This is a genomic window from Horticoccus luteus (genome assembly GCF_019464535.1).
Lineage (GTDB): Bacteria > Verrucomicrobiota > Verrucomicrobiia > Opitutales > Opitutaceae > Horticoccus > Horticoccus luteus.
In genome coordinates this window covers 932,524-956,562 of record NZ_CP080507.1, presented here as the reverse complement: position 1 = coordinate 956,562, position 24,039 = coordinate 932,524, and the positions used below count along the sequence as shown (strand labels likewise).

The window sequence follows — 24,039 nt, the reverse complement described above, 5'->3', positions numbered from 1 at the left end:
GCTGGGATTACTTCTGACCGCGCGGCTTGCGGCCGTTGTGGTGAACGATGATCTGCGTGTTCGAGGATTTCGAACGACGGCGGGTTGGGAAGCCCTTCGCCAACTGGCCCCACGGGGAGACGAGTTGTTGGCGACCGCCACCACCCTTGGACTTGCCTTGACCACCGCCGTTGGGGTGATCGACCGGATTCATGGCCACGCCGCGCACGGTCGGACGGATGCCAAGCCAGCGACTGCGACCCGCCTTGCCGAGCGACTGATTGCCATGGTCGCCGTTGCCAATTTCGCCAATCGTGGCGCGGCATTTCGGGTTCACATAGCGAAGTTCGCCTGAAGGCATCTTGATGGTGGCACGGCCGTTTTCCACTGCCACGAGTTCGAGGCCTGCCCCTGCACTGCGAGCGATTTGCGCGCCACGGCCAGGGATGAGCTCAACACAATGCAGACGGGTCGACGCCGGAATGATCTCCAAGGGGAAATTGTTGCCGACGTTATAGTCGTTCAGAGACGCCTTGTTAGACGCGAAAATCGAATCGCCCACACTCAGGCCTTTAGGCGCAAGAATGTAGCGTTTCTCTCCGTTGGCGTAAGCCACCAAGGCGAGATGAGCGGTGCGGTTCGGATCGTATTCCAGTGCCTGCACCCGGGCCGGCATATCGAGAATATCGCGTCTGAAATCAACGATCCGGTAGAGCTGCTTGTGGCCACCGCCGCGATGACGCGAGGTGATGCGGCCATAGGCATTGCGCCCGCCGGTCTTCGGCTTGGGCTCGGTCAATGCACGCTCCGGGCGCTTCTTCGACAATCCCTCATGTTTGCTGAGGGAGGTGAAGCGCTGCGAGGGCGTCAGGGGACGAAAAGGTTTGATAGGCATGGTGGATTACTCCGGTGCGACGATCGTGTTAAACGAGCTCGATCTTGTCGCCGGCCTTGAGCGTCACGATCGCCTTTTTGAAATCGGAGGCGACGCTCGGGCGGCCGGTGCGGCTCTTCTTGTTTTTGCCGCGATAGTTTTGGACGTTCACGCGCCGGACAGTGACCTTAAAGGTCTGCTCAACGGCTTGCGCGATGGTGTGTTTGGTGGCGTTGCCGTAAACCTCGAAGGTATATTGGCCGAGCTCAGAACTGAGCTTGTTCGACTTCTCCGTCAAACGGACGAGTTTAAGTACTTTGTCGGCTTGCATCAGTTCTTCCCTCCATTGACGCGGGCGATGATCGCTTCGAGCGCCTTGGTGCTCACAATGATGGTCTTGTATTGCGCGAGATCGAGAGTGTTGAGTTTGGCGGCCTCCTGAAGGGAAACGCGTTGAATGTTGCGCGCAGCCCGCAGCGTGTCGGCCGCGAACGGTGCATCCACGAGCAGCACCTTCCCTGTCGGCGCAATGCGGCCGACGATTTCGTTAACCAGTTTGGTCTTCGGCTGCGCCGGAGAAAACTGGTCGATCACCGTAATTTCTCCCGCAGACGCGCGATCGAAAAGAGCACGACTGAAGGCGAGTTGCTTCACCTTGCCGTTAATCTTCTTCGAGTAGTCGCGGGGCTTGGGGCCAAACACCACGCCACCGCCGACCCACAAGGGCGAGCGAATAGAACCAGCCCGAGCGCGGCCGGTGCCCTTTTGGCGCCAGGGCTTCTTGCCGCCGCCGCGAACTTCGCCGCGGGTTTTGGTCGAATGCGTGCCTTGGCGGTTGTTGGCATTGATCGCAACGATCACTTCCTTCACCGCTTGGAGGCCTTTGTCTCCGTCGAATGTGGGCAGCCCGAACTCCTGTTCGCGGCTTTGGGTGCCATCGGCACTGAAAACTTTAAGCTTCATGGGTTATCTCCTCTTGGTCACTGCGCCGACCGGGGCTGGCCCTTGATCGCGGTGCGCACGACAACATCGTCACCATTTGCTCCAGGAATCGCACCCCGCACGAGGATCAGATTCTTGTCCGCGATGATTTTCACCACGCGAAGGTTTTGCATGGTGCGTTTCTCGCTGCCCATGTGGCCCGGCATGGCTTGGTTCTTCCACACCCGCCCGGGGGTCTGGCGCATACCAACCGAACCAATCCGGCGGTGAAACATCGAGCCGTGCGCGGCAGGACCGCCAGCGACGCGAAAACGTTTAACGACGCCTTGGAAGCCTTTGCCCTTGGTAACGCCAATGACGTCAACAAGCTGGCCTTCCTTGAAGTTCTCGACTGTCACGACATCGCCGACCTTCACGGAGGGGGCGTCGTCCAGGCGAACTTCGCTGAGAACGCGGGGCGCGGCGCTGAGGCCGGCTTTCGCCGCGTGACTTTTTTCGGCCTTCGAGGCGTTTTTCGCCTTTAAAGCAGAGAAGCCGAGTTGCACGGCATTGTAGCCGTCAGTGGCGGTCGTTTTGACCTGCACAACCGGGCATGGGCCGGCTTCGACCACGGTGACGGGGACTAGGACGTTTTGCGCGTCGTAGACCTGCGTCATGCCGAGTTTTTTGCCTAAAATTTCCGAGATCATGGGCTAAGCGGTAGGTGGAAGGGTTTCCGTTTAAGGACCTACATTAGAAGGGGCTCAGCGGTGCGCGGGCGCACGTGAGCAACTGCTAACTGTGGACTTATGGATTCAAACGTTAATGGTGATATCGACGCCTGAAGGGAGGTTGAGCTTTTTCAGTTCATCGACCGTTTGCGCGGTCGGCTCGATAATATCAATGAGGCGCTTGTGAGTGCGCGTTTCGAACTGCTCCATCGACTTCTTATCGACGTGCGGGGAGCGGTTGACGGAGAGCTTGTCAATTCGGGTCGGCAGCGGGATGGGCCCGGAGACGCGGGCGCCGGAGCGCTTGGCGGTCTCGACGATCTCCGAGGCAGACTGATCGATGACTCGATAGTCGAAGCCTTGAAGCTTGATGCGGATGCGTTGGCCTTTCATGGCGTGAGGGAAAGAACGGGTTTAGCTGCGGGCCGGAGCCTTCGACGAGGTCTCGACAATCTTGGCGAGAAGTGAATTTGGCACCTGCTCGAAATGTGACGGCGAGATGGCGGCAGAAGCGCGTCCCTTGGAAAGGGAGCGAATATCTGTTACATAACCAAAAAGCATTTCGAGCGGTACAACGGAGGTGATAACACAGGCGCCGGCCTTGTTTTCGATGCCTTGGATGCTTCCACGGCGGCGGTTGATGTCGCCGATGAGATCGCCCTGATATTCTTCCGGGGTGGTCACTTCGACGCCCATGATCGGCTCGAGCAAGATCGGGTTCGCCTTCTTCATCGCATCCTTAAAAGCGAAGATGCCGGCCATTTTGAACGCGAGTTCCGACGAGTCGACTTCATGGAATGAACCGTCGACGATGCGGATGATGACATCAACCACCGGGTGGCCGGCGACGACACCATTGTTACATCCTTCGAGAATTCCTTCGGTGGCAGGCTTGATGAATTCCTTGGGAATCGAGCCACCCACGATTTCGTTAACCACTTCGACGCCTTTGCCTTTTTCATTCGGCTCGAGCTTGATCACGACGTGACCGTATTGGCCCTTGCCGCCTGACTGGCGGATAAACTTGCCCTCCCCTTCCGCCGCATTGAGGACGGTTTCCCGGTAGGCAATCTGCGGTTTACCCGAAGTCGCCTCGACCTTGAACTCGCGCTTCATGCGATCCCGAATGATATCCAGGTGAAGTTCACCCATGCCGGCGAGAATCGTCTGGCCGGAATCCGGATCGGTGCTGACACGCAGGGTGGGATCTTCCGCCACCAGGCGTTGGAGCGCTGTGCCCATCTTTTCTTGGTCGGCCTTCGAGTTCGGCTCGATTGACATCGAGATAACCGGCTCTGGGAAAGACGGCGGTTCCAAGCGAATATCAAAATCTTCGTCGCACAGGGTGTCACCGGTGATGACGTCCTTCACGCCTACGAGAGCACAAATATCTCCACAGTAGGCCTTGTCGATTTCTTCGCGGTCCATGGCCCGCATCAAAACGAGACGCGAAACGCGTTCACTGCGCCGCGTGCGGGGATTGTAGACCGACATGCCCTTCGGCAGAAACCCCGAATACACGCGATAAAAAACGATTTTGCCCACGAAGGGGTCGTTCCAAAGTTTGAACGCCAAGCCGGAAAGCTTCGCTTTATCGTCCACGGGAGCTTCGACCGGCTTGCCGTCGCTATCTTCGCCGGCCATGGGCGGAACGTCGATCGGGCTGGGAAGGTAATTCACAACGCAATCGAGCAGGCGCTGGATGCCTTTCTTTTTGAAGGCCGAGCCAGGAACGACGCCGCAGAAATTAAGCGAAATCGTCGCCTTGCGCACGGCCAGCATGAACTCGCCGACGCTGATTTCCTCACCGCCGAGATACTTTTCGGCGATAACGTCATCGAAGTCCGAAACCGCCTCTAGAAGTTTTTCGCGATAGGACTGGGCCTCAGCGAGCAACTCAGCGGGGATTTCACCCGTAATCGGAACCAAGCCCAAAGAGTCGTTCGAGTCTTCGAAGGTATAAGCGATCATCTGCACGAGGTCGATCAGACCCGTGAAGTTCTCTTCTTTGCCGATAGGGAGGAAGAGAGCGTGCGCGTTGCCCTTAAGCTTGGTGCGGATGTCGTCAATGGCGCGGTGGAAATCCGCTCCGACGCGGTCCATTTTGTTGATGAACGCGATGCGCGGCACCTTGTACTTGTTTGCCTGACGCCATACGGTCTCAGATTGGGGTTGCACACCCGCGACCGCGTCGAACACAGCGACGGCCCCGTCGAGCACCCGGAGCGAACGCTCGACTTCAGCGGTGAAGTCAACGTGTCCAGGAGTATCAATAATATTAATGCGCTGCTTGATCCCCTTCCATGGGCCGCAAGAAGCATTCCAAGCGCACGAGATAGCGGCCGCGGTGATGGTGATACCGCGCTCGCGTTCCTGCTCCATCCAATCGGTCACCGTCGTGCCTTCATGCACTTCGCCCATCTTATGGACAGCACCAGAGTAAAACAAAATGCGCTCAGTGGTCGTGGTCTTGCCCGCATCGATATGCGCGGCGATTCCGATGTTACGCGTCCATTCGAGCGGGAACGGACGATCTTTAGCGTTCGCGGGCGAAACTTTGGCTTTGTCGGTAACGACAGTGATAGCAGGTGCAGAGGCAGCAGACATGAGCAAAGAGGCGGGTTAACCTTACCAGCGGAGGTGGGCGAAGGCGCGATTGGCCTGCGCCATCTTGTGAGTATCTTCCTTCTTCTTAACCACCGTGCCCGTGTTATTGTAGGCGTCGATGATTTCGGTCGCGAGAGCGTCCTTCATCGGCACGCCTTTACGGCTGCCAGCGGCGTCGACGATCCAGCGCAACGCCAGAGATTCCTGCCGTTCAAACGAAATTTCGATCGGCACTTGGTAGGTCGCACCACCGACGCGACGGCTCTTCACCTCGAGACGGGGACGCGCATTTTCCAGCGCACCCAGCAAGAGATCAACGGGATCACCCTTCTCCAGCTTCTCCGAAACCTTCTCGAACGCACCATAGACGATGCGCTGGGCGAGATTCTTCTTCCCGCTCTTCATGATGACGTTGACCAGATGCGCGACTAACGGGCTGCTGTAGCGAATATCCGGTTCGACGTGGCGTTTCTCTGCTCTGTGACGACGTGACATGACTTAAGTAGGTTAAGAGAAACGGATGTTACTTGGCCTTCGGGCGCTTGACGCCATACTTCGACCGCGAGCGACGACGCTTTTCCACGCCGGTCGCATCCAACGTGCCACGCACGATGTGGTAGCGAACGCCAGGGAGATCCTTTACGCGGCCGCCGCGCACCAGGACGATCGAGTGCTCCTGCAGATTATGCCCTTCGTCTGGAATGTAGGAAATGACTTCGCTGCCATTGGTCAGACGAACTTTCGCGACCTTACGAATGGCCGAGTTCGGCTTCTTCGGCGTGCGGGTCATGACCTGCACGCACACGCCGCGGCGGAACGGGTTTCCGTCCAAAGCAGGAGACTTGGACTTGGTGCGCACTTTGCGGCGGCCTTTCCGCACGAGTTGGTTGATGGTCGGCATAACGAGAGGGACAGAGTGAAAATTCGAGAAAAGGGGAAGACGCTACCTTCTGCCAAAAACTCGGCAAGAAGTTTTTGGCAAAAAGAAAAGATAAACGCGAATTTCCGGTCTTCATTCCGGATTTCGCGGCGACTTGTGTGTCTGGCAAAAGCCAGAAGACAGCGAAGTGACGAAGGGAGCTGACGAGCAAGCCGCGCCGCCTGGAATACTTCAAGAAGAATTCCCGCACGCCGAAAGAAAACGCCTGATCATTCTGCCCTGCCCGCTTGAAACACGTTCCCTCACCCCAACTTTCGCTCAGCAGCTAGTGCTTGTTCTCTTGCAATCGCTCTGAGTGTTCCAGGGCGAAGCGACTCATTTGGCAAGCCGGTTCCCCGCTCTCTTCGCCAATCTGCTGGGCACGCTCGCTCGCCTTGGCAGATGCTATCGGCCCGGTGCGCGCGTGGGAATCCCTGTCGTTTTCTGCAACGAAGATGCTGCCCAAAAACAAAAAGGCCGCCGGCGAATATGCCGGCGGCCTTTCGTCGTTGGATCCGATCGACTTAGCTCGCGGTTTCAACCTTGGCCTCAGACTCCTCCAGCGGAAGATCTGCGCCGAACGGCAGCGTAATTTTGAGCTTCTTGAACTTCGGGAGGCCCGTGCCTGCAGGAATCAAATGGCCCATGATCACGTTTTCTTTGAAGCCCTTCAGGACGTCAATTTTGCCGAGGGTTGACGCGTCGGTAAGGACGCGCGTCGTCTCTTGGAAACTCGCCGCCGAAATGAAGCTTTCGGTTTCGAGCGACGCTTTCGTGATGCCGAGCAGAATCGGCTCCGCTTCCGCGGGCTTGCCGCCGGCCTCTTCGATGCGCCGATTGTCTGACAAGAACGTCGCCCGGTCCACCTGTTCGCCCCAGAAGTATTCGCTATCGCCCGGATCGGTGATGCGAACTTTGCGGAGCATTTGGCGGATGATGATCTCGATGTGCTTGTCGTTGATCGTTACGCCCTGAAGGCGGTAAACTTCCTGCACTTGCGAAATCAGGAAGTCGTAGAGCGCAGAAGGCCCGAGGATTTCCAGGATTTCGTGCGGGTCGGCGGCGCCTTCCGTCAGATGCTGGCCTTTGTGCACAACGTCGCCCGGTTGAACGATGATGTGCTTGCCCGTCGGGATGAGGTGCTCCTCTTCCTGCGCCGTCTCGTCATTCTTCACGACGAGCTTCCGCTTGCCGCGGACGGTGCCTTCAAACGATACGATACCGTCGATACGCGACATTTCGGCCGCATCCTTCGGGCGACGTGCTTCGAAAAGCTCGGCCACGCGGGGCAAACCGCCGGTGATGTCCTTCGTTTTGGATGCTTGGCGCGGGGTTTTGGCGAGCAAAGCGCCGGGAGCGATGGTGTCGCCTTCGTTCACCGCGATCTGTGCACCGACTGGAATAGAGTAAGCAGCGAGGGGCTTGCCCTTCGCGTCGCGCACTTCGATCTGCGGATTGAGATCCTCCTTGTGTTCGATGACGACGGTCGCGATCCGACCGGTTGATTCGTCGAGTTCACGTTTCACGGTGACCCCAGGAATCATGTCCTTGAACGCCAAACCACCGCCCTTTTCAGAGAGCACCGGAATGTTGTAAGGATCCCACTGCGCGAGCACGGCGCCTTTCTCAATCTGCGCGCCATCGGCGACGTGCAGGAATGAGCCGACCACAATATTGTAGGTTTCCAATTCCTTTTCCTCGGCATCGAGGATCTGGATGGTGCCCGTTTTATTGAGGACGATGGCGGCGCCTTCGGCGGTGCCGACAAGTCGCAACCCGCGATATTTCACCCGGCCGGCGGCGCGGACGCGAATTTCCGGCATCTTGAAGCCGCCAGAGGCGACACCACCGATGTGGAAGGTTCGCATCGTGAGCTGCGTGCCAGGTTCACCGATCGATTGCGCTGCGATGATGCCGACAGAGTCGCCGATTTTCGCCACGCGGTTGGTCGCGGGGTTGATGCCGTAAGATTTGGCATCGATGCCGTCCTTGGTGGGCGACGTGAGCGGCGACATGACTTTGACGCGCTCGATACCGACATCCTCAATGCGGCTCGCGACCTCTTCCGAGATCAGCTCGCCCGAACCAAGCAGCAGTTCGGTGGGATTGAGCGGATTATAGATATCGTCGCTGGAGAAGCGTCCCACAATGCGTTCACGCAGGCCGACGATTTCGTCGTCGCCCTCGAAGATCGCCTTCTTCCAAACGCCATCGCGCGAACCGCAATCGTCTTCCGCGATGATGACGTCCATCGCCACGTCGCAAAGTTTGCGCGTGAGATAGCCAGCGTCCGCGGTCTTGAGCGCGGTATCCGCGAGACCCTTGCGGGCACCGTGGGTCGAGATGAAGTATTCGAGCACCGTGAGGCCCTCGCGGAATGAGGACAAAATCGGCCGTTCGATGATTTCGCCGGAGGGCTTGGCCATCAAACCGCGAGTGCCGCAAAGCTGGCGGACCTGCTGTTTGTTACCGCGCGCACCCGAGTCCATCATGATGTAAACCGGGTTCACTTCAGGGCGGCCATCGTTGCCTTCGAGTTTGGTGAACACTTCCTTCGCGATGCGATCGGTCGTGCTGGTCCAGAGATCGATGACTTTGTTCTTCCGCTCGCCTTCGGTGATGATGCCCTTGTTAAACTGGGCTTCGACTTCCGCGATTTTCTTCCGGGTGTCGGCGACGATATCTTTCTTCGCCTCCGGAATGATCATGTCGTCGATACCGATCGAAATACCCGCTTGAAACGCAGTCTGGAAGCCGAGTTCCTTGAGCTTGTCGAGGGTCTCCACCGTGACGTGGTTGCCCGACGTTTTGTAGGTGTTTAGAATCAGATCGCCCAACTTGGCTTTCGGAACCGGGAAATTCACGAAACCCAGCGCGGCCGGCCAGATTTGGTTGAAGATCACGCGGCCTACCGTTGAGCGGAGGGTGCGCTTTTCCTTATTCCCGAACACCGTCTCGCGGCCAAAATCCGGGTTGGGGATTTCGACCCAATCGTGGACCTTGAGGGCTCCGTCCGCTTTCGCGTAGAGCACCTCTTGGAGGCCGCTGAGCAGAGGAACATGCGTCCCTTTTTCCAGCTTCTTGCGTGGTTCGATCGTGAGATAATACGCCCCGAGAACGATGTCCTGCGACGGCGTGAGGATCGGCTTGCCCGACGATGGCGAAAAGATGTTCGACGTCGCCATCATGAGGAGCTTGCACTCCATGATCGCTTCCAAGGAAAGCGGCACGTGGACGGCCATTTGATCGCCGTCGAAGTCCGCGTTGTAAGCGGTGCAGACGAGGGGATGAATACGGATGGCCTCGCCTTCGATCAAGGTCGGTTCAAAAGCCTGAATCGACAGGCGATGGAGCGTCGGTGCGCGGTTCAGCAGCACCGGATGGCCCTTCGTCACCTCTTCAAGAATGTCCCAAACTTCCGGCGACTTCTTCTCGATCATCTTGCGCGCACCGCGGACGGTGTGCACGAAGCCAAGCTCCTTAAGACGGCGAATGATGAAGGGCTCGAACAACACGAGCGCCATTTTCTTGGGCAAACCGCATTGGTTGAGCTTGAGCTCAGGACCGATGACAATGACCGAACGGCCCGAATAGTCGACGCGCTTGCCGAGCAAATTCTGCCGGAAACGACCCTGCTTGCCCTTGAGCATGTCCGAGAGGGACTTCAAGGGCCGATTGCCGGCACCGGTGACGGGGCGCCCGTGGCGACCGTTGTCGAAGAGCGCGTCTACGGCCTCTTGCAGCATGCGCTTTTCATTATGGATGATAACGTCCGGCGTTTTGAGCTGCATCAGGTTCTTCAACCGATTGTTGCGGTTGATGACGCGCCGATAGAGATCGTTGAGATCGGAGGTTGCGAAGCGGCCGCCTTCCAGCGGAACGAGCGGACGCAGATCCGGCGGGATCACGGGCAACACTTCGAGCACCATCCACTCGGGACGGCTGCGGGAATGAATGAAGCCTTGGATAACCTTGAGACGCTTCGAGAGCTTCTTCTTGATCTGCTTCGAACGCGTGGCGCGCATCTGCTCCTGCAACTCGGCCACCGTCGCATCCATGTCCATCGCCTTGAGGCAATCGCGCACGGCTTCCGCACCCATCTTCGCCACAAAGGAATCGTCACCGTATTCTTCGAGCGCCTGACGATACTCGGAATCGGTCAGCAACTGACGCGGTTCGAGCGGCGTTTTGCCCGGATCGACGACCATGAAGTTCTCATAGTAGATCACGCGCTCAAGGGAGCGCGCCGTCATATCGAGCAACAAACCGAGGCGGCTCGGCATCGACTTCAGAAACCAGATATGCGCCACCGGCACCGCGAGCTCGATGTGGCCCATGCGTTCGCGACGAACGCGCGCAATCGTCACTTCGACGCCGCAGCGATCGCAGACCACATCCTTGTATTTGATGCGTTTGTATTTTCCGCAGGCGCACTCGTAGTCGCGCACCGGGCCGAAGATCTTCTGGCAGAAGAGACCACCCGGCTCGGGCTTGAAGGTGCGATAGTTGATCGTCTCGGGATTCTTGACTTCGCCCTTCGACCATTTGCGGATGGTGTCGGGCGACGCGACGGTGATCGAAACGCAGTCGAACGGATTCTCATCGAGGCCGAGCGCAGCCCGGGCCTCATCGCGCGCGATCGAACCGGCAGCTTCGTTAGGTTGGATACTCATTTATAATCTCCCGTTAGGTGAGAACTTGGCGCGGCGCGGCTTAGCCGAGCGCCAGCGCATCACGTTTGTTAAGCTTGATATCGAGACCGAGGGACTGGATTTCCTTGATCAACACGTTGAAGGATTCCGGCGTGCCGGCCGTCAGGGTGTTGTCACCCTTGACGAGCGACTCGTAGATCTTGGTGCGTCCCTGCACGTCGTCGGACTTGACGGTGAGCAGTTCTTGGAGGGTGTGCGCCGCGCCATACGCTTCGAGCGCCCACACTTCCATTTCGCCGAAACGCTGACCGCCATATTGGGCTTTGCCGCCCAACGGCTGCTGCGTCACGAGCGAATACGGACCGACCGCGCGGGCGTGAATCTTGTGCGACACGAGATGGTTCAGCTTCATCATGTAGATGTAGCCAACGACGACTTCTTGGTCGATCTTCTCGCCGGTGCGGCCGTCGAACAGCGGAGTCTTGCCGGAGGGCGGCAGCTTCGCATCGCGGAGGTATTCGCGGATTTTCTTTTCCGGAATGCCGTCGAATACCGGCGTGGCGATTTTGAGACCCAGCTTTTTGCAGGCCCAACCGAGATGCGTCTCGAGCACCTGCCCAATGTTCATGCGCGAAGGCACGCCCAACGGGTTGAGGCAGATTTCGATCGGCGTGCCATCCGGGAGGAACGGCATATCTTCCTCGGGCACGATCTTGGCGACCACACCCTTGTTACCGTGACGACCTGCCATCTTGTCACCGACTTCGAGCTTTTGCTTCGTAGCGATGTAGACCTTCACCTGCTTGATCGCACCCGTGCCGTCGCCCTCGCCCGCTTCGATCGCGCCGATCTTGCGTTCGCGATCCGTCTCGAGCTCGTCGAACTTCGTCTGATACGAGCCGATGATCTCCATGATCTTGATGCGCACCGGCGACGGGTCGATCTGGACGTGCTTCGACACCGCCGCGAGTTTGCGGAGCAAGGTCTTGGTGATCTTGCGATTGGCGGGGATGATGATTTCACCGGTCTCGCCGTTGATGACATCGAGCGGAATCTTCTCGCCGAGGAGAATGTTGGAAAGAGCCTCGGTGAGACCCTCGCGCAACTTGTCCATCTGCGTTTTGTATTCCTCTTGGATCTGCTTCACCTGACGACGACGATCGGACGGAGAAAGCTTCTCCTCCTGATTATCGATCCGGGAAGAAACCTTCACGTCCATCACAATGCCGGCCGCACCGGACGGGACCACCAGAGAGGTGTCCTTCACATCCGCGGCCTTTTCGCCGAAGATGGCGCGCAGCAACTTCTCTTCCGGAGCGAGTTCGGTTTCGGACTTGGGCGTGATCTTGCCGACGAGGATGTCGCCAGGTTTCACTTCCGCGCCGATCCGGATGACGCCGTTATGGTCGAGGTTTTTGAGCGCCTCTTCACCCACATTCGGGATATCCCGCGTGATTTCTTCCGGCCCGAGCTTGGTATCACGCGCCGTCACTTCGAACTCCTGAATATGGATCGAAGTGAAGATGTCTTCCTTGAGAACCTTTTCGGAAATCAGGATCGCGTCTTCGAAGTTATAACCGTTCCAGGGCATGAAGCCCACAAGCACATTGCGTCCGAGTGCCATTTCACCCTGATCGGTCGACGGACCGTCAGCGATAATCTGCGCGGCCTTGATCTTTTGGCCCTGCTTGACGATCGGCCGTTGATTGAAGCAAGTGCCTGCGTTGGAACGCATGAACTTGCGCAGCTCGTAGATGCGAACGCCGTTTTTCGGATCGTTCTTGAGATTGCGCGGCAAGTCCCCGTCGCGCGTGATGACGATGCGTTTGGCGTCAACCGCCGCCACTACACCCGCTTCTTCCGCGACAACCACGATCTTCGAATCGCGCGCCACGCGTTCTTCGATGCCCGTGCCGACGAAAGGCGCTTCCGCCTGGAGCAGCGGCACACCTTGGCGCTGCATGTTCGCACCCATGAGGGCGCGATTCGCATCGTCGTGCTCGAGGAACGGGATCATTCCAGCCGCGATCGAAATCACCTGCTTGGGCGAGACGTCCATGAAGTCGACTTCGTCCGCCGGGACTTCGAGAAATTCGCCGTCCTTTCGCACAGTGACTTTGCCGACGAAATGGCCTTTGTCGTCGATCTCGGCGTTCGCCTGAGCGATCACTTTAGCCTCTTCCTGATCCGCCGTGAGATAGTCGATCTTGTCCGTCACGCGACCGTCTTTGACGGTGCGATAGGGCGTCTCGATGAAACCAAATTCGTTGACGCGAGCATACGTCGACAGGGAGTTGATCAGACCGATGTTCGGACCTTCCGGGGTCTCGATCGGGCAGATTCGCCCGTAGTGCGACGGATGGACGTCGCGCACCTCGAAGCCGGCCCGTTCGCGGTTAAGACCACCCGGCCCGAGCGCGGAAAGGCGGCGCTTATGCGTCACCTCGGCCAGCGGGTTGATCTGATCCATGAACTGCGAGAGCTGACTGCGGGCGAAGAAGTCGCGAATGACCGTCGTGAGAGCTTTCGGGTTGATGAGCTTCTGCGGCGTGATCGAGTCGACGCTCTGATCATACATCGTCATGCGCTCGCGCACCAAGCGTTCCGTGCGGCTCAAGCCGACACGGCATTGATTGGCGAGCAACTCGCCCACCGTGCGGACGCGGCGCGAACCCAAGTGGTCAATATCATCGACGACACCTTCGCCCTTTTTCAGGCGCACCAAATATTTCGTCGCCGCGACCACGTCTGCGCTCTCGAGGATGCGTTGTTCAATCTCCGCCTTGAGGCCCAGCTTCTGGTTGATCTTGTAACGACCAACGCGCCCGAGATCGTAACGCTTCGGGTCGAAGAACAGTCGCTTGAGCAACGCCTTCGCATTGGCGGTGGTCGGCGGCTCGCCCGGACGAAGGCGCTTATAGATTTCCTTGAGCGCCTCCTCTTCGTTGCGGGTTGGATCCTTCTTTAGCGCGCGGATAATGGCGCCATCGTCCAACGATGTGTCGATGACACGCATCGACGTGATGTCGTGTTTCTCGAACGTACGGACGACCGCTTTCGTGAGAGGTTCAAACGCGCGGGCCAGCACCACGCCCTTTTGGGCGTCGATCGCATCTTCCACGAGCACGAGCGAACTGACGTTTTCGAGGTCAAGAGCCTTCGCAACCTTGAGCTCCTTAATCTCGTAGAACAGATTGAGCAGATCGATGTCGTTCGAAAAGCCGATGGCGCGAAGCAACGTCGTGATCAGGAACTTACGGCGACGGCGGCGACGATCGAGATAGACGTAGAGCAAATCATTATTATCGAACTGCACTTCCAGCCAAGTCCCGCGATCCGGAATGATGCGGAACGAATGCAAAAGCTTGCCGTTCGGGTGCGGCGTGACTTCGAAGGCAATGCCCGGCGAACGATGCAATTGCGAGACGACGACGCGCTCGGCCCCGTTGATGATGAAGGAGCCACGCTCCGTCACCATCGGGATCTCGCCCATATAGATATCCTCATCCTTGATGAAATCTTCTTCGCGCAGGCGCAGCTTCACGTAAAGCGGCACCGAGTAGGTCGTGCCATCGCGGATGCAGTCGATCTCGGAGCTTTTCGGCTCGCCCAGATTGTAGGAAACGTATTCCAGCGTAAGCCGGCCATCGTAAGACTCGATGGGAAACACCTCACGGAAAACGGCCTCAAGGCCTTGCGGCTTGCGCTGTTTCTCGGGCACGCCTTTTTGAAGGTAATCGAGATACGACGTGATCTGGATTTCGATCAGGTTGGGCGGCTGGATGACTTCGCGGAGCTTGCCGAAGTTGACGCGTTCTGTTTGGTGACGATCGGCCATGGGAATTCCCGTTGAGGAGGGCAAAAATCAAAATGTCGCGACTCTTACGATGAGGCGCGACGGACTAACAAAGGTACTAACCGGAAAAAGGCAAAGGACAGGCCGCACGGAAACGCGGCCTGTCCTGAAGAAATCGGAAGTTGTGCGGAAAAAACCGGCAAAGCTTATTTGAGCTCCACCTTCGCACCGGCCGCTTCGAGTTTCTTTTTGAGATCCTCGGCTTCGGCCTTCGCGACGTTTTCCTTCACGGGCTTCGGCGCGCCTTCGACCAAGTCCTTGGCCTCCTTGAGGCCGAGGCCAGTGATCGCGCGCACTTCCTTGATGACGCCAATCTTGTTCGCGCCCGCTTCCTTGAGGACAACGGTGAACTCGGTCTGCGCCTCGGCTGCGGGAGCGGCAGCGGCGGCCGGGGCCGCGGCGACAGAGGCGGCGGCGGATACGCCCCACTTGCCTTCGAGGTCCTTGACGAGCTGCGCGAGCTCGAGAATCGGCTGAGCGGACAGCCACTCGATAACTTGGTCTTTGGTGATATTGCTCATGGTACTCTTCTGCTCTCGTCTAGCGGCGGCGATGGAGCCGCGCATTTAAGAGACGTATCTCCTAGATCTAAGCGTTTGATGTTTTATTCTCCGACTCGCGTCGGAAAAATCTGGGTTAAAGGTTGGTAAGACGGGATTCAGGCCGCAGGAGCAGCAGGCTGCTCCTTTTTGACCTTCTCGTTGAGGACGCGAACAAACGCCGCGCCGTGCTGCGTGAACAAGCCCAGCAATTGGGCGCGAAGCACGTCCATCGACGGCAAGTCAGCCAATTGCGACAGTTCTTCGGCGGAGATCGGCTTCTTTTCAATCACGCCAATCTTCACCTCGAGCTTCTGGGTGTCCTTGAAGAAGCCCTTCAGCACCTTCGCCACGGCATACGGTGTTTTTCCGCCGACGACGATGGCGGTCTGGCCCGCCAGCGCGCTGTCGATATCGGGCAAACCCAATGCTTTCGCAGCCACCCGCAACGAGCTGTTTTTAACGACGTGATACTCGGCGTTTTCTGCCGCCAATTGCGCGCGCAATTTGGCGACATCGGCGACCGTCACCTTCGTGAAGTTCGCGAGAATGACGTAATCGGACTTTTTGAGGTGCGCTTGCACCTCGTCGATCAGGAATTGTTTTTCGGCTCTCATGGGTCGGGCCTCGCTTTAGTATTTGCTGTATTCCGTCGACGCAATCTTCACGCCCGGGCTCATGCTCGAGGAAATGAAGATGCTGCGGATGTAGTTGCCCTTGAAACCGGAGGGCTTGGCCTTGCCGATCGCATCGATGACCGACTGGGCATTCTCCAAAATCTGCTCACCGGTGAACGAACGTTTGCCGATGCCGACGCCGATGTTCGCCGTCTTGTCCATTTTGTACTCCACGCGGCCGGCCTTCACGGCCTTGATGCCCGCGACGATATCGTCGGTGACGGTGCCGGATTTGGGATTCGGCATGAGGCCTTTGGGGCCGAGGACGCGCGCGATGGTGCGGACCGTCTTCATCGCCTCCGTGGTCGCAATCGCCACGTCGAAGTCGAGCCACCCCTCGTTGATTTTTTGCATCATGTCCTGCAAACCGGCGTGATCAGCGCCCGCCGCGATCGCCTTTTGCGGATCGTCAGTGAACACTAGGACGCGCACCTTCTTGCCCGAGCCATGGGGCAACGGAGTGGTGCCACGCACGTTTTGGTCGCCCGACGTCGCATCGACGCCCAGGCGGAATGAGAGCTCGACGGTCTCGTCGAACTTGGCTTTCGGAAACTTCGCGAGGACGTCGACCGCTTCTTTGAGCGGATATTCCTTTACGAGGTCAGCAACCTTGGCGGCGCTGTTGTAGCGTTTGCTGTGCAGTTTGGGCATGTAGGACTCCTTGCGGTGCGAACGTCGGTAAGACTCCCGCGGTGAGTTGGTTTGAATGCAGCGCAACCGGGCGGTCGCCGGGTCTTGCTGCGAAAGTGTTAGTCGATGACCTCGATGCCCATGTTGCGGGCGGTGCCGGCGATGGTCCGGATACCAGCTTCTTCGTCTTTGGCATTCATGTCGGCCTTCTTGAGCTTCCAGATCTCGGCCAGCTGCTTGCGGGTCACTTTACCGACCTTCTCGACATTGGGCTTGCCGGATCCCGACGCGATATTGGCCGCCTTCTTGAGGAGGACACCGGCCGGGGGAGACTTCAGAATGAACGTGAAGCTCTTGTCTGTATAGACCGTGATGACGACCGGCAGGATCATGCCGTTCTGGTCTTTGGTGCGCGCATTGAAGTCTTTGCAAAACGCCATGATATTGACGCCTTGGGCACCGAGCGCGGGGCCTACCGGAGGCGCGGGATTCGCGGCGCCGGCGGGCAGCTGAAGACGGATGTAGCCTTGGATTTTCTTGGCCATGGGAGGGAGGAGTGGCGGGTGTTTTCTTTAGCGGAGGGCGGCGGTGACAAAGAGGCGTCGCATCACTCGGTGTTGCGTTGCACCTGCCAGTATTCGAGCTCGACCGGCGTAAAACGGCCGAAAATGGAAACAGAAATCTTCAATTTACCGCGATCCGGATCGATCTCATCGATCCGGCCGGTGAGGTTGGCGAACGCGCCATCGGTGATCTTCACTTCCTCGCCCACCGAGTATTGCACTTTCGGCACTTCCTTGCCGTTGGCTGCTTCGATGCGAGCGCGAATCTCATCGATTTCCGATTGGCGCAAGGCGGCGGGATGGTCGCCACCGACGAAGCCGATCACGCCGGCGACTTCTTTCACGAAATACCACGGCTTGTTGATGACTTTGCCGTCCTCACCATAGAGGCGCATCTGGATGAAGACGTAACCGGGATAAAGCTTGCGAACCTTCGTCGACTTCTTGCCACCCTTGACCTCAGAAACCACTTCCGTCGGCAGCAAGACTTCGAAAATCGAGTCCTCGAGCTCTTCCGCTTTCTTGAATCGCTCGATGTAGTTCTTCACCTTGTTCTCCTGACCGGAGAGCGTGTGAAGAGCGAACCACTGGGAGTCCGCAGGCGCGGTTGTTGGCGCAGACATGGGTAAAAGTTAGCTGACCCAGGACGTGAACAGGTCCACGACTGAATACAGGGAGAAATCGGTGATGCTGGTGAAAAGCCCGAGAATGAGCACCGCGACAATGACGATGATCGTGGAATCGCGCAGCTCAGTGCGCGTCGGCCACGAAGCTTTTTGAAGCTCGCCGATCATTTCACCGACGAAGATGCGTGTGCTGCGGAACGGGTTTTTCATGGATTCTGAGCTGGCAGGGGCGGAGGGAATCGAACCCCCAACCAACGGTTTTGGAGACCGCTACTCTACCAATTGAGCTACACCCCTGTGGATTGCTTTCTTAGACGACGGCGCCGAGGACACGAAGGCGTATCCTCGGCGGGTCGTTAAACGAAACGGCGGACGGATCTTACTGGATAATTTCCGTGATGCGACCCGCACCGATGGTGCGGCCACCCTCGCGGATGGCGAACTTCTGGGTCTTTTCCATGGCGATCGGCGCGATGAGGTCAATTTCCACGGCGATGTTGTCGCCCGGCATGATCATCTCAACGCCCTTCGGCAGTTCGATGACCCCGGTGACGTCGGTCGTGCGGAAATAGAACTGCGGACGGTATCCGTTGAAGAACGGCGTGTGACGGCCACCTTCGTCTTTACCGAGGACGTAGATCTCCGCCTTCGCCTTTTTGTGCGGAGTGATCGACTTCGGCGCCGCGACAACCTGTCCGCGCTCGATGCCTTCCTTATCCACACCACGAAGGAGCAGACCGACGTTGTCGCCCGCTTGCCCTTCGTCGAGCAGCTTGCGGAACATCTCGATGCCCGTCACAACGGTCGTCGTCGTGTCCCGGAGGCCGACGATTTCCACGGTGTCGTTGAGCTTGCAGACGCCGCGCTCGATACGACCGGTGGCGACGGTGCCGCGACCCGTGATCGAAAACACGTCTTCCACCGACATCAGGAACGGCTTGTCCATCTCGCGGACCGGCTCGGCGATCTCGCTGTCAATGGCTTCCATCAATTCCGCGATCGCTTTTTCGCCCTCGGGCTTGCCTTCGAGCGCAGCGGTGGCGGACCCGCGGATGATCTTGGCGTTCTTGCCGTCAAATTGATACTTCGTCAGAAGATCGCGGATTTCTTCTTCCACGAGCTCGAGGAGGTCCGGGTCGTCGATGAGGTCGACCTTGTTGAGGAACACCACGATATTCGGCACACCGACTTGGCGGGCGAGCAGCACGTGTTCCTTGGTCTGCGGCATCGGGCCGTCAGCAGCCGACACGACCAGGATCGCGCCGTCCATCTGCGCCGCGCCCGTGATCATGTTCTTCACGAAGTCGGCGTGCCCCGGGCAGTCGACGTGCGCATAGTGGCGCTTATCGGACTCGTATTCCACGTGGGCCACCGAGATGGTGACGATCTTTGAAGCGTCACGCACGGTGCCGCCCTTCGCGATGTCCGCGTAGGACTTGACCTCAGCGAGGCCTTTGCGCGCCTGACACGCGAGAATCGCGGTCGTCAGCGTGGTTTTACCGTGATCGACGTGGCCGATCGTGCCAACGTTGACGTGCGGCTTCTTGCGTTCGAATGTTCCTTTAGCCATGTGGATTTGAGTTTGTGGTTAAGTGTGAGAAATTGACCTCTGCTGGAACGCCGCAAGAGTTTGCGGCGCTGACCCTGGAGCCCAGAACGAGATTTGAACTCGTGACCTCGTCCTTACCAAGGACGTGCTCTGCCAACTGAGCTATCTGGGCAGACCAAGGGAGAGGGTCAAAAAACGAAAAGAGGGCAGAACGTGCGGACGCGCCTTTTCACCGTCAACAGCAAACTTGATCACTTCTTCAAAATTCTACGGCCCGATGGCTACCCGATAGAGTCCTGGGGTCAAACGCGCTCCGATATGGACGCCTGCGCTGAGGTAACGCTTCAGGTAGCGATCCACGTCATCCACCCCCGTTCTAACGGTTTGCACCGGCGGTCCGATCAGCCCGGCCGCGTCCACCGCCACCATAAATTCCGCCGGTTGCCAAAATCGTGCGCCAGGCGGCTCCGCATCCGCCACCGCCGCTTCCCATACCCGTGCGCCATCTTCCATCCGACACACTTCCACATAAGCCGCGCGTGCTGCTAAGTCCGGCGCTGCTCCGTCGGAGCGCCCAAAGCCGCTCAAGCTGTTCTTCATAACCGTCGTCAGTGCCACCACTCCTGATGCCGGTATCTCCACGCTCAACGGCAGCCTAAGAGTGAGATCGGCCTCTCCGTAGGCAAACTTCGGCGCAAACGTCCTGAATTGCTGCCCTGGCTCCCTTACCACGGATTGCGGCAGCACCCCCTGGCCATAATTCCAGTCCGTGGGCAGGAAAAGTGGCGTGGGGTCACCCAAAACTGCCTGCTGTTCCAGCGCCCCACTCTCTCCCGGCTGCAAACGCGTGAGGTCTATTCCCGTCTTCTCGGACTTCGTCTGCGATGGCCCAGCCTGTCCGCGTTCCACCCTGGGCGACGTGGGCGACCGAAACAGCGCCAAAATCACAAGGGTTAATATTCCCGCTGCGAGGCCCGTCGCCCACCAACGTTTTTGCTCACTCCGCTCCGTCATTTTCGTTGGCCGCCGTTTTCCGGTCCACCGGCCTCCTGCGCCCCGACGATCACCTTCACAAACCCCGCTTCGTGCGCCAGGGCCGATACTTCCGTCAAGTCGGACAGGGGCACGGTCGCCGCGGCCCGGATCAGCAACACCGGCTGTTTCACTGTCTTCGCCTGCGCCTCCAGCCACTGCCGCAACTGCGCCGCGTTCATGGCGCCATCCGCAAAATACAGGCCGGACCGCGGGACACTGATCACGTGGGTCGTGGCGGCCGCCCCTGCCCGCGCGCCCTCCATCGTCGGCATCCGGAATTCGAGTCCCAAACCAGGTGCGAGCACGAAACGCGATCCGAACAGGATGAAAAACACCACGATCAGACCCACGTTGACATAGAACAACACGTCGAAGCTCCGCGGCGGCCGCCGCAAGCGCGAGGCGAGATCCAAGGGCCGGGTAATCATGGCTGCGTCGCCGCTCCCGGCGCTTTGCCCGTGCGGTAGTCGGTGAGCAGATATTTCATCATCGCATTGCCCGCCCATTCGACATCCCGGATGATCGCCCTCACCCGTCCGGTCAAAAAGTGATGCGCCAGATGCGCTGGGATCGCCAGCATCAGACTCCCGGCGGTGCTCAGGAGCGCCTGCCACATACCATGCGCCAACGCGCTCGCGGCCATGTAATCTTTCTGAAACGCGACAAACGTCGTGATCATGCCCAAGATCGTGCCGAGCAGGCCTACCAGCGGCGCCACTTGGGCGATCGCCGCGATCGTCCCCAGCCGCCGTTCGAGCGCCGGCAATTCCACCACCGCCGCCTCCTGCACCGCAAAACGCATCTTTTCCGCGTCCGCATCCGCGTTCAGCAAGGCCGCCTTCACCACCGCTGCCACCGGGCCTGGCGTCTCCTCACACACCGTCAACGCTTCCACAATCCGCCGTTTCGCCAGGATGTTTTCGATCCCGCTCAGAAACGCATTCGAACGGATTTGCCCGCGATGCAAATACAGCGCCCGCTCGATGAACAGCATCAAGCACAGCACGCCCAGCACCAGCAACACCCACATCATGGGGCCGCCTTTGGCAAACAGACCGAAATCGAAGATCGACATGGGAAAAAATTGGCTGGTTCGCGCCTTAACGCCCCGCCGGGCGCCGACGCAAATTCACCCGCTGCGCCCTCACGTTGTGCCGCACCGCCGGGGGAAATCGACTGGGAAAACGTCTCACGGTTTGTCCTCCGGCGGATTGAATTTCGCCAGCCGCGCCCGTGCGAGCGCTTCCCCCGGTAATTTCGACTGCAAGATCAACGACCAGGCATTGCGCGCCTCTTCCAACTTCGCCTGTTGCTCAAAAGACCCGCCGAGCTCGAGCAACGTGCGCGCCATCCAGTAACGCCCCTTCGCGCCCAGCTCCGCCGCTTGATTCGCATTGAGCAGAAACGCCTGCACCACGTCCTGCCACCACACCTGCTGCGCACGTGCCACCTGGCCCCGCCGCAGGAGCGTGTAACCCAGGTTGAAGCCCGCCTCCACGCGCAGATCCAGCGGCGCATCGCCGCGGTCTCGAAGATGTTCGAACAATGTCGCCGCCGCCTCCGCGTGCCCCGGATCATTCGCCGCCTGCGCATTGTGACACTCCGCCAGCGCCAGCTGCGCGATCAACACATCCGCATGCTGCGAGAAATTGTTCACCAGCGACTCATAAACCTGCTGCGCCTGGGGAAACTGATTCAACTTTCGCAACAGATCCCCCTGCTTCAAACGCGCATAAAACACCAAATCGCTCCGCGGGTAACGCGTGACCAACTGCTCAATCAGCTTGTTCGCCTCGATGTAATTCGCGTCCTGGCCCCGCCGCTCCGCCTGCAACGCCGCCTGGTAAAGCGCCAGCGGAGCATACGTTTTGTTGCCGGGGAAATCATCCGCCAGCTTCGTCAGCAACTGCTGCGCCTCCACGGTGTTGTCGAGCTTCGCATAGTGATCCGCCTCCACGATGTAAGAATACACGGCCGCATCGCTCTTCGGAAAATCACTCCGCACCTTCTGCAACTGCTCCAGCGCCGCCGGTTCCCGCTGCAAAGCGAACAGCGCCTCCGCCTTCAACAACACCGCCGTGCTGCCGATCTCCACCTGCAGCGCCGGCGTCAGCGTCCCTCCGCTCGCGATCAACGCATCGACCAGTTCCAGCGTCCGCCCGGGCTCGCCCGCCTCGAGCGACAACTTCGCCTGCAACCACGCCATCTGCGCGCGCAACTCCTCCGACAACACCCCCGTCGGCGCCTTCGCCGCCAGCAGGCGATTCACCCGCGCATACGCTGCGGCCGTCTCTCCGTGCAACTGCAACGCCCGCGCCAGATTCCATTCCGCCTGCCAGCGCTCTTCCGGCGTAAACGCCGGCTGCCGCGCCATCTCGTCCAGCAGTTTCTCCGCCGTTTCCAGCCGCCCGCCCTCGATCTCCGCCAGCAACCGTTGAAACATCAGATCGCCCGCCGCCTCCCCTTCCGGCGTCTCACGCAACGCCGCCGCATACGCATCCGCCGCCGTTCGAAAATCCTTCGCGCGAAACCACGCCTCCGCCACCAAGACGTTGAACTGCGCCCGCAACGCTCCCGCCGGCAGCTCCGCCGCCGCCTTCCCCGCCAGATCCGCCGCCGTGCGATAACGCCGCTGTTCCCATGCCGCACTCGTCAACACGCCCAGCGCCCGCACCTTCAGCGGCGAGCCCGGAAACCGCTGGAGCAACGTCCGCGCATCTTCCTCCGCCCGCGCGTAATCTTTCTCGGTCAACGCGAGCTGCGCCCGAAAAACCAACAGGTCTTCGATGATCGCGGGCGCCGTCGGTGTCGCGATCAACCGGTCCAGCAGGGCCTGCAACTGCGCCCGCGCGGCCGCCGTCGTGGCATCGCGGGCCAGCACGCGCAACGCCACACGTTGCTTCAGCGGATCGCTGCCATGTGCGACCAGACTCGCCAGCGCCGTCCGACCCGCGCCCTCCGCGCCCCCCGCCACCAAACCGAGCAGCAACCGAAAATCATCCTGCGCGCCCCGCTCCTCCGCCGGTGTCGCGAGCAATTGCCGCTGCAGCACATTGATCGCGTCGTTCTTGCGCCCCGCCGCCTCGAGCATCGCCGCGTAAGTCTTCGCGTAATCGTAGCCGATCTTCCGGCCCTGATAACGCTCCATGTTGCGCCGCGTTTCTTCGAGCACGTTGTCGTTCACCACGTTCGCCCGCAACCGCGCCTGCTCTCGCGCCAGCACAAATTGCGCCTTCGCCGGGTCCGAACCCGCCATCTTCTCCGCTTGTTCGAAATCCTCGCGCGCCTTCCCTAAATCTCCCGCCGCATCGGCGACCACGCCGCGCAGGAAACTATACCACGCGCGGTCGTCCGTCGTCAGCTCCTCCGCCTTCACCTCGCCGAGCGCGTGGCGCGCTGCGTCAAAGTGCCGCTGCTGCGCGGCCGCCAGTCCCATGCGCAAGTGCCACGCCGCGCCCCGGCCCTCCTGCTGGCCTTCCAACACCTTCTCCGCCTCTGCCGGCCGGTCCTCCTCCAGCAATGCCGAGGCCAATCCCAGTCGCGCGCGTTGCCGATCTACCCGCGCGTCAACCGACAGCTCCTCGAACAACCCCTCCGCGATCGACGGGAAACCCATTTCCAGCGCCCGCTCGGCCGCCTCGAACCGCTCCGCTTCCGTCCCCGCCGAGACCTCCCCCGCCACCGTCAGCAGGGGCACGGGCCGGTTTAAGGGCGTTTGGGCCCACGTGACACTCACGAGGCCGAGGAAACAAAGCGTGGCGAAACGACGCATAGCAGGCAGAACCCGCACCTTGGGCCGCCGCGTTCCACTCGGCAAGCGCCGACCCATGCCGCTTCTGTCTTCACCGCGATAGCCTCACCACATTCGCCGCGCCTCGCGG

21 protein-coding genes and 2 tRNA genes are annotated in these 24,039 nt (G+C 59.4%); all 23 read right to left on the bottom strand.

From position 1 onward, the window contains the following. Positions 1-7 precede the first annotated feature (7 nt). The 23 genes from rplB to K0B96_RS03595 all read right to left on the bottom strand — a co-directional run bounded on the left by rplB (position 8) and on the right by K0B96_RS03595 (position 23,930). On the bottom strand, positions 8-874 hold the full coding sequence (rplB, locus tag K0B96_RS03705) for a 50S ribosomal protein L2 (protein WP_220163977.1): 867 nt from the start codon (positions 872-874) through the stop codon (positions 8-10). A gap of 28 nt (positions 875-902) precedes the next feature. Next, complete coding sequence (rplW, locus tag K0B96_RS03700) at positions 903-1,184, bottom strand: 50S ribosomal protein L23 (protein ID WP_220163976.1); 282 nt, start codon at positions 1,182-1,184, stop codon at positions 903-905. Then, positions 1,184-1,816, bottom strand: coding sequence for a 50S ribosomal protein L4 (gene rplD / locus K0B96_RS03695; RefSeq protein WP_220163974.1), 633 nt, complete (start codon positions 1,814-1,816; stop codon positions 1,184-1,186). Before rplD ends, rplW begins: the two co-directional genes overlap by 1 nt. A gap of 17 nt (positions 1,817-1,833) precedes the next feature. Further along, positions 1,834-2,484, bottom strand: coding sequence for a 50S ribosomal protein L3 (gene rplC, locus K0B96_RS03690; protein ID WP_220163972.1), 651 nt, complete (start codon positions 2,482-2,484; stop codon positions 1,834-1,836). Positions 2,485-2,589: 105 nt separating this feature from the next. Continuing rightward, positions 2,590-2,898 carry a 30S ribosomal protein S10 gene (gene rpsJ, locus K0B96_RS03685; RefSeq protein ID WP_220163970.1) on the bottom strand — a complete coding sequence of 103 codons (309 nt, stop codon included), beginning with the start codon at positions 2,896-2,898 and terminating at the stop codon, positions 2,590-2,592. 21 nt (positions 2,899-2,919) lie between these two features. Next, complete coding sequence (gene fusA / locus K0B96_RS03680; RefSeq protein WP_220163968.1) at positions 2,920-5,112, bottom strand: elongation factor G; 2,193 nt, start codon at positions 5,110-5,112, stop codon at positions 2,920-2,922. Positions 5,113-5,133: 21 nt separating this feature from the next. Further along, positions 5,134-5,607 (bottom strand): 30S ribosomal protein S7, encoded by a 474-nt coding sequence (gene rpsG, locus K0B96_RS03675; protein ID WP_220163966.1) that lies wholly within the window; start codon positions 5,605-5,607, stop codon positions 5,134-5,136. Positions 5,608-5,635: 28 nt separating this feature from the next. Continuing rightward, positions 5,636-6,013: a 30S ribosomal protein S12 gene (rpsL, locus tag K0B96_RS03670; RefSeq protein ID WP_220163964.1), complete on the bottom strand. Its 378-nt coding sequence runs from the start codon at positions 6,011-6,013 to the stop codon at positions 5,636-5,638. 542 nt (positions 6,014-6,555) lie between these two features. After that, entirely contained in the window at positions 6,556-10,704 is a 4,149-nt protein-coding gene (gene rpoC / locus K0B96_RS03665; RefSeq protein WP_220163962.1) for a DNA-directed RNA polymerase subunit beta', read from the bottom strand. A gap of 40 nt (positions 10,705-10,744) precedes the next feature. Continuing rightward, positions 10,745-14,521 carry a DNA-directed RNA polymerase subunit beta gene (gene rpoB, locus K0B96_RS03660; protein ID WP_220163960.1) on the bottom strand — a complete coding sequence of 1,259 codons (3,777 nt, stop codon included), beginning with the start codon at positions 14,519-14,521 and terminating at the stop codon, positions 10,745-10,747. 164 nt (positions 14,522-14,685) lie between these two features. Further along, entirely contained in the window at positions 14,686-15,060 is a 375-nt protein-coding gene (rplL, locus tag K0B96_RS03655; protein WP_220163958.1) for a 50S ribosomal protein L7/L12, read from the bottom strand. Between the two features lie 137 nt (positions 15,061-15,197). Then, positions 15,198-15,695: a 50S ribosomal protein L10 gene (gene rplJ, locus K0B96_RS03650; RefSeq protein WP_220163956.1), complete on the bottom strand. Its 498-nt coding sequence runs from the start codon at positions 15,693-15,695 to the stop codon at positions 15,198-15,200. A gap of 15 nt (positions 15,696-15,710) precedes the next feature. Then, positions 15,711-16,406, bottom strand: coding sequence for a 50S ribosomal protein L1 (gene rplA, locus K0B96_RS03645; RefSeq protein ID WP_220163954.1), 696 nt, complete (start codon positions 16,404-16,406; stop codon positions 15,711-15,713). 98 nt (positions 16,407-16,504) lie between these two features. Continuing rightward, positions 16,505-16,930, bottom strand: a complete 426-nt coding sequence (rplK, locus tag K0B96_RS03640; protein ID WP_220163952.1) for a 50S ribosomal protein L11 — start codon at positions 16,928-16,930, stop codon at positions 16,505-16,507. A gap of 62 nt (positions 16,931-16,992) precedes the next feature. Next, complete coding sequence (gene nusG, locus K0B96_RS03635) at positions 16,993-17,571, bottom strand: transcription termination/antitermination protein NusG (RefSeq protein ID WP_220163951.1); 579 nt, start codon at positions 17,569-17,571, stop codon at positions 16,993-16,995. Between the two features lie 9 nt (positions 17,572-17,580). Then, a complete protein-coding gene (secE, locus tag K0B96_RS03630; protein WP_220163949.1) occupies positions 17,581-17,784 on the bottom strand; it encodes a preprotein translocase subunit SecE in 204 nt (67 codons plus the stop codon). An 11-nt stretch (positions 17,785-17,795) separates the two neighbouring features. Beyond that, positions 17,796-17,871 (bottom strand) — tRNA-Trp (locus K0B96_RS03625). 82 nt (positions 17,872-17,953) lie between these two features. Next, positions 17,954-19,144 carry an elongation factor Tu gene (tuf, locus tag K0B96_RS03620; RefSeq protein ID WP_220163947.1) on the bottom strand — a complete coding sequence of 397 codons (1,191 nt, stop codon included), beginning with the start codon at positions 19,142-19,144 and terminating at the stop codon, positions 17,954-17,956. 75 nt (positions 19,145-19,219) lie between these two features. Beyond that, a tRNA-Thr gene (locus K0B96_RS03615) sits at positions 19,220-19,295 on the bottom strand. Positions 19,296-19,390: 95 nt separating this feature from the next. Beyond that, positions 19,391-20,071, bottom strand: a complete 681-nt coding sequence (locus K0B96_RS03610; protein WP_220163945.1) for a hypothetical protein — start codon at positions 20,069-20,071, stop codon at positions 19,391-19,393. Between the two features lie 62 nt (positions 20,072-20,133). Further along, entirely contained in the window at positions 20,134-20,586 is a 453-nt protein-coding gene (locus K0B96_RS03605) for an ExbD/TolR family protein (protein ID WP_220163943.1), read from the bottom strand. Then, a complete protein-coding gene (locus tag K0B96_RS03600) occupies positions 20,583-21,233 on the bottom strand; it encodes a MotA/TolQ/ExbB proton channel family protein (RefSeq protein ID WP_220163942.1) in 651 nt (216 codons plus the stop codon). Before K0B96_RS03600 ends, K0B96_RS03605 begins: the two co-directional genes overlap by 4 nt. Before the next feature lie 114 nt (positions 21,234-21,347). Continuing rightward, positions 21,348-23,930 (bottom strand): tetratricopeptide repeat protein, encoded by a 2,583-nt coding sequence (locus K0B96_RS03595; RefSeq protein WP_220163940.1) that lies wholly within the window; start codon positions 23,928-23,930, stop codon positions 21,348-21,350. Between the last annotated feature and the right edge of the window lie 109 nt (positions 23,931-24,039).

Coding starts and splice junctions, on each gene's coding strand:
- rplB (WP_220163977.1), bottom strand. CDS start 874: ATGCCTATCAAACCTTTTCGTCCCCTGACGCCCTCGCAGCGCTTCACC.
- rplW (WP_220163976.1), bottom strand. CDS start 1,184: ATGCAAGCCGACAAAGTACTTAAACTCGTCCGTTTGACGGAGAAGTCG.
- rplD (WP_220163974.1), bottom strand. CDS start 1,816: ATGAAGCTTAAAGTTTTCAGTGCCGATGGCACCCAAAGCCGCGAACAG.
- rplC (WP_220163972.1), bottom strand. CDS start 2,484: ATGATCTCGGAAATTTTAGGCAAAAAACTCGGCATGACGCAGGTCTAC.
- rpsJ (WP_220163970.1), bottom strand. CDS start 2,898: ATGAAAGGCCAACGCATCCGCATCAAGCTTCAAGGCTTCGACTATCGA.
- fusA (WP_220163968.1), bottom strand. CDS start 5,112: ATGTCTGCTGCCTCTGCACCTGCTATCACTGTCGTTACCGACAAAGCC.
- rpsG (WP_220163966.1), bottom strand. CDS start 5,607: ATGTCACGTCGTCACAGAGCAGAGAAACGCCACGTCGAACCGGATATT.
- rpsL (WP_220163964.1), bottom strand. CDS start 6,013: ATGCCGACCATCAACCAACTCGTGCGGAAAGGCCGCCGCAAAGTGCGC.
- rpoC (WP_220163962.1), bottom strand. CDS start 10,704: ATGAGTATCCAACCTAACGAAGCTGCCGGTTCGATCGCGCGCGATGAG.
- rpoB (WP_220163960.1), bottom strand. CDS start 14,521: ATGGCCGATCGTCACCAAACAGAACGCGTCAACTTCGGCAAGCTCCGC.
- rplL (WP_220163958.1), bottom strand. CDS start 15,060: ATGAGCAATATCACCAAAGACCAAGTTATCGAGTGGCTGTCCGCTCAG.
- rplJ (WP_220163956.1), bottom strand. CDS start 15,695: ATGAGAGCCGAAAAACAATTCCTGATCGACGAGGTGCAAGCGCACCTC.
- rplA (WP_220163954.1), bottom strand. CDS start 16,406: ATGCCCAAACTGCACAGCAAACGCTACAACAGCGCCGCCAAGGTTGCT.
- rplK (WP_220163952.1), bottom strand. CDS start 16,930: ATGGCCAAGAAAATCCAAGGCTACATCCGTCTTCAGCTGCCCGCCGGC.
- nusG (WP_220163951.1), bottom strand. CDS start 17,571: ATGTCTGCGCCAACAACCGCGCCTGCGGACTCCCAGTGGTTCGCTCTT.
- secE (WP_220163949.1), bottom strand. CDS start 17,784: ATGAAAAACCCGTTCCGCAGCACACGCATCTTCGTCGGTGAAATGATC.
- tuf (WP_220163947.1), bottom strand. CDS start 19,144: ATGGCTAAAGGAACATTCGAACGCAAGAAGCCGCACGTCAACGTTGGC.
- K0B96_RS03605 (WP_220163943.1), bottom strand. CDS start 20,586: ATGATTACCCGGCCCTTGGATCTCGCCTCGCGCTTGCGGCGGCCGCCG.
- K0B96_RS03600 (WP_220163942.1), bottom strand. CDS start 21,233: ATGTCGATCTTCGATTTCGGTCTGTTTGCCAAAGGCGGCCCCATGATG.
- K0B96_RS03595 (WP_220163940.1), bottom strand. CDS start 23,930: ATGCGTCGTTTCGCCACGCTTTGTTTCCTCGGCCTCGTGAGTGTCACG.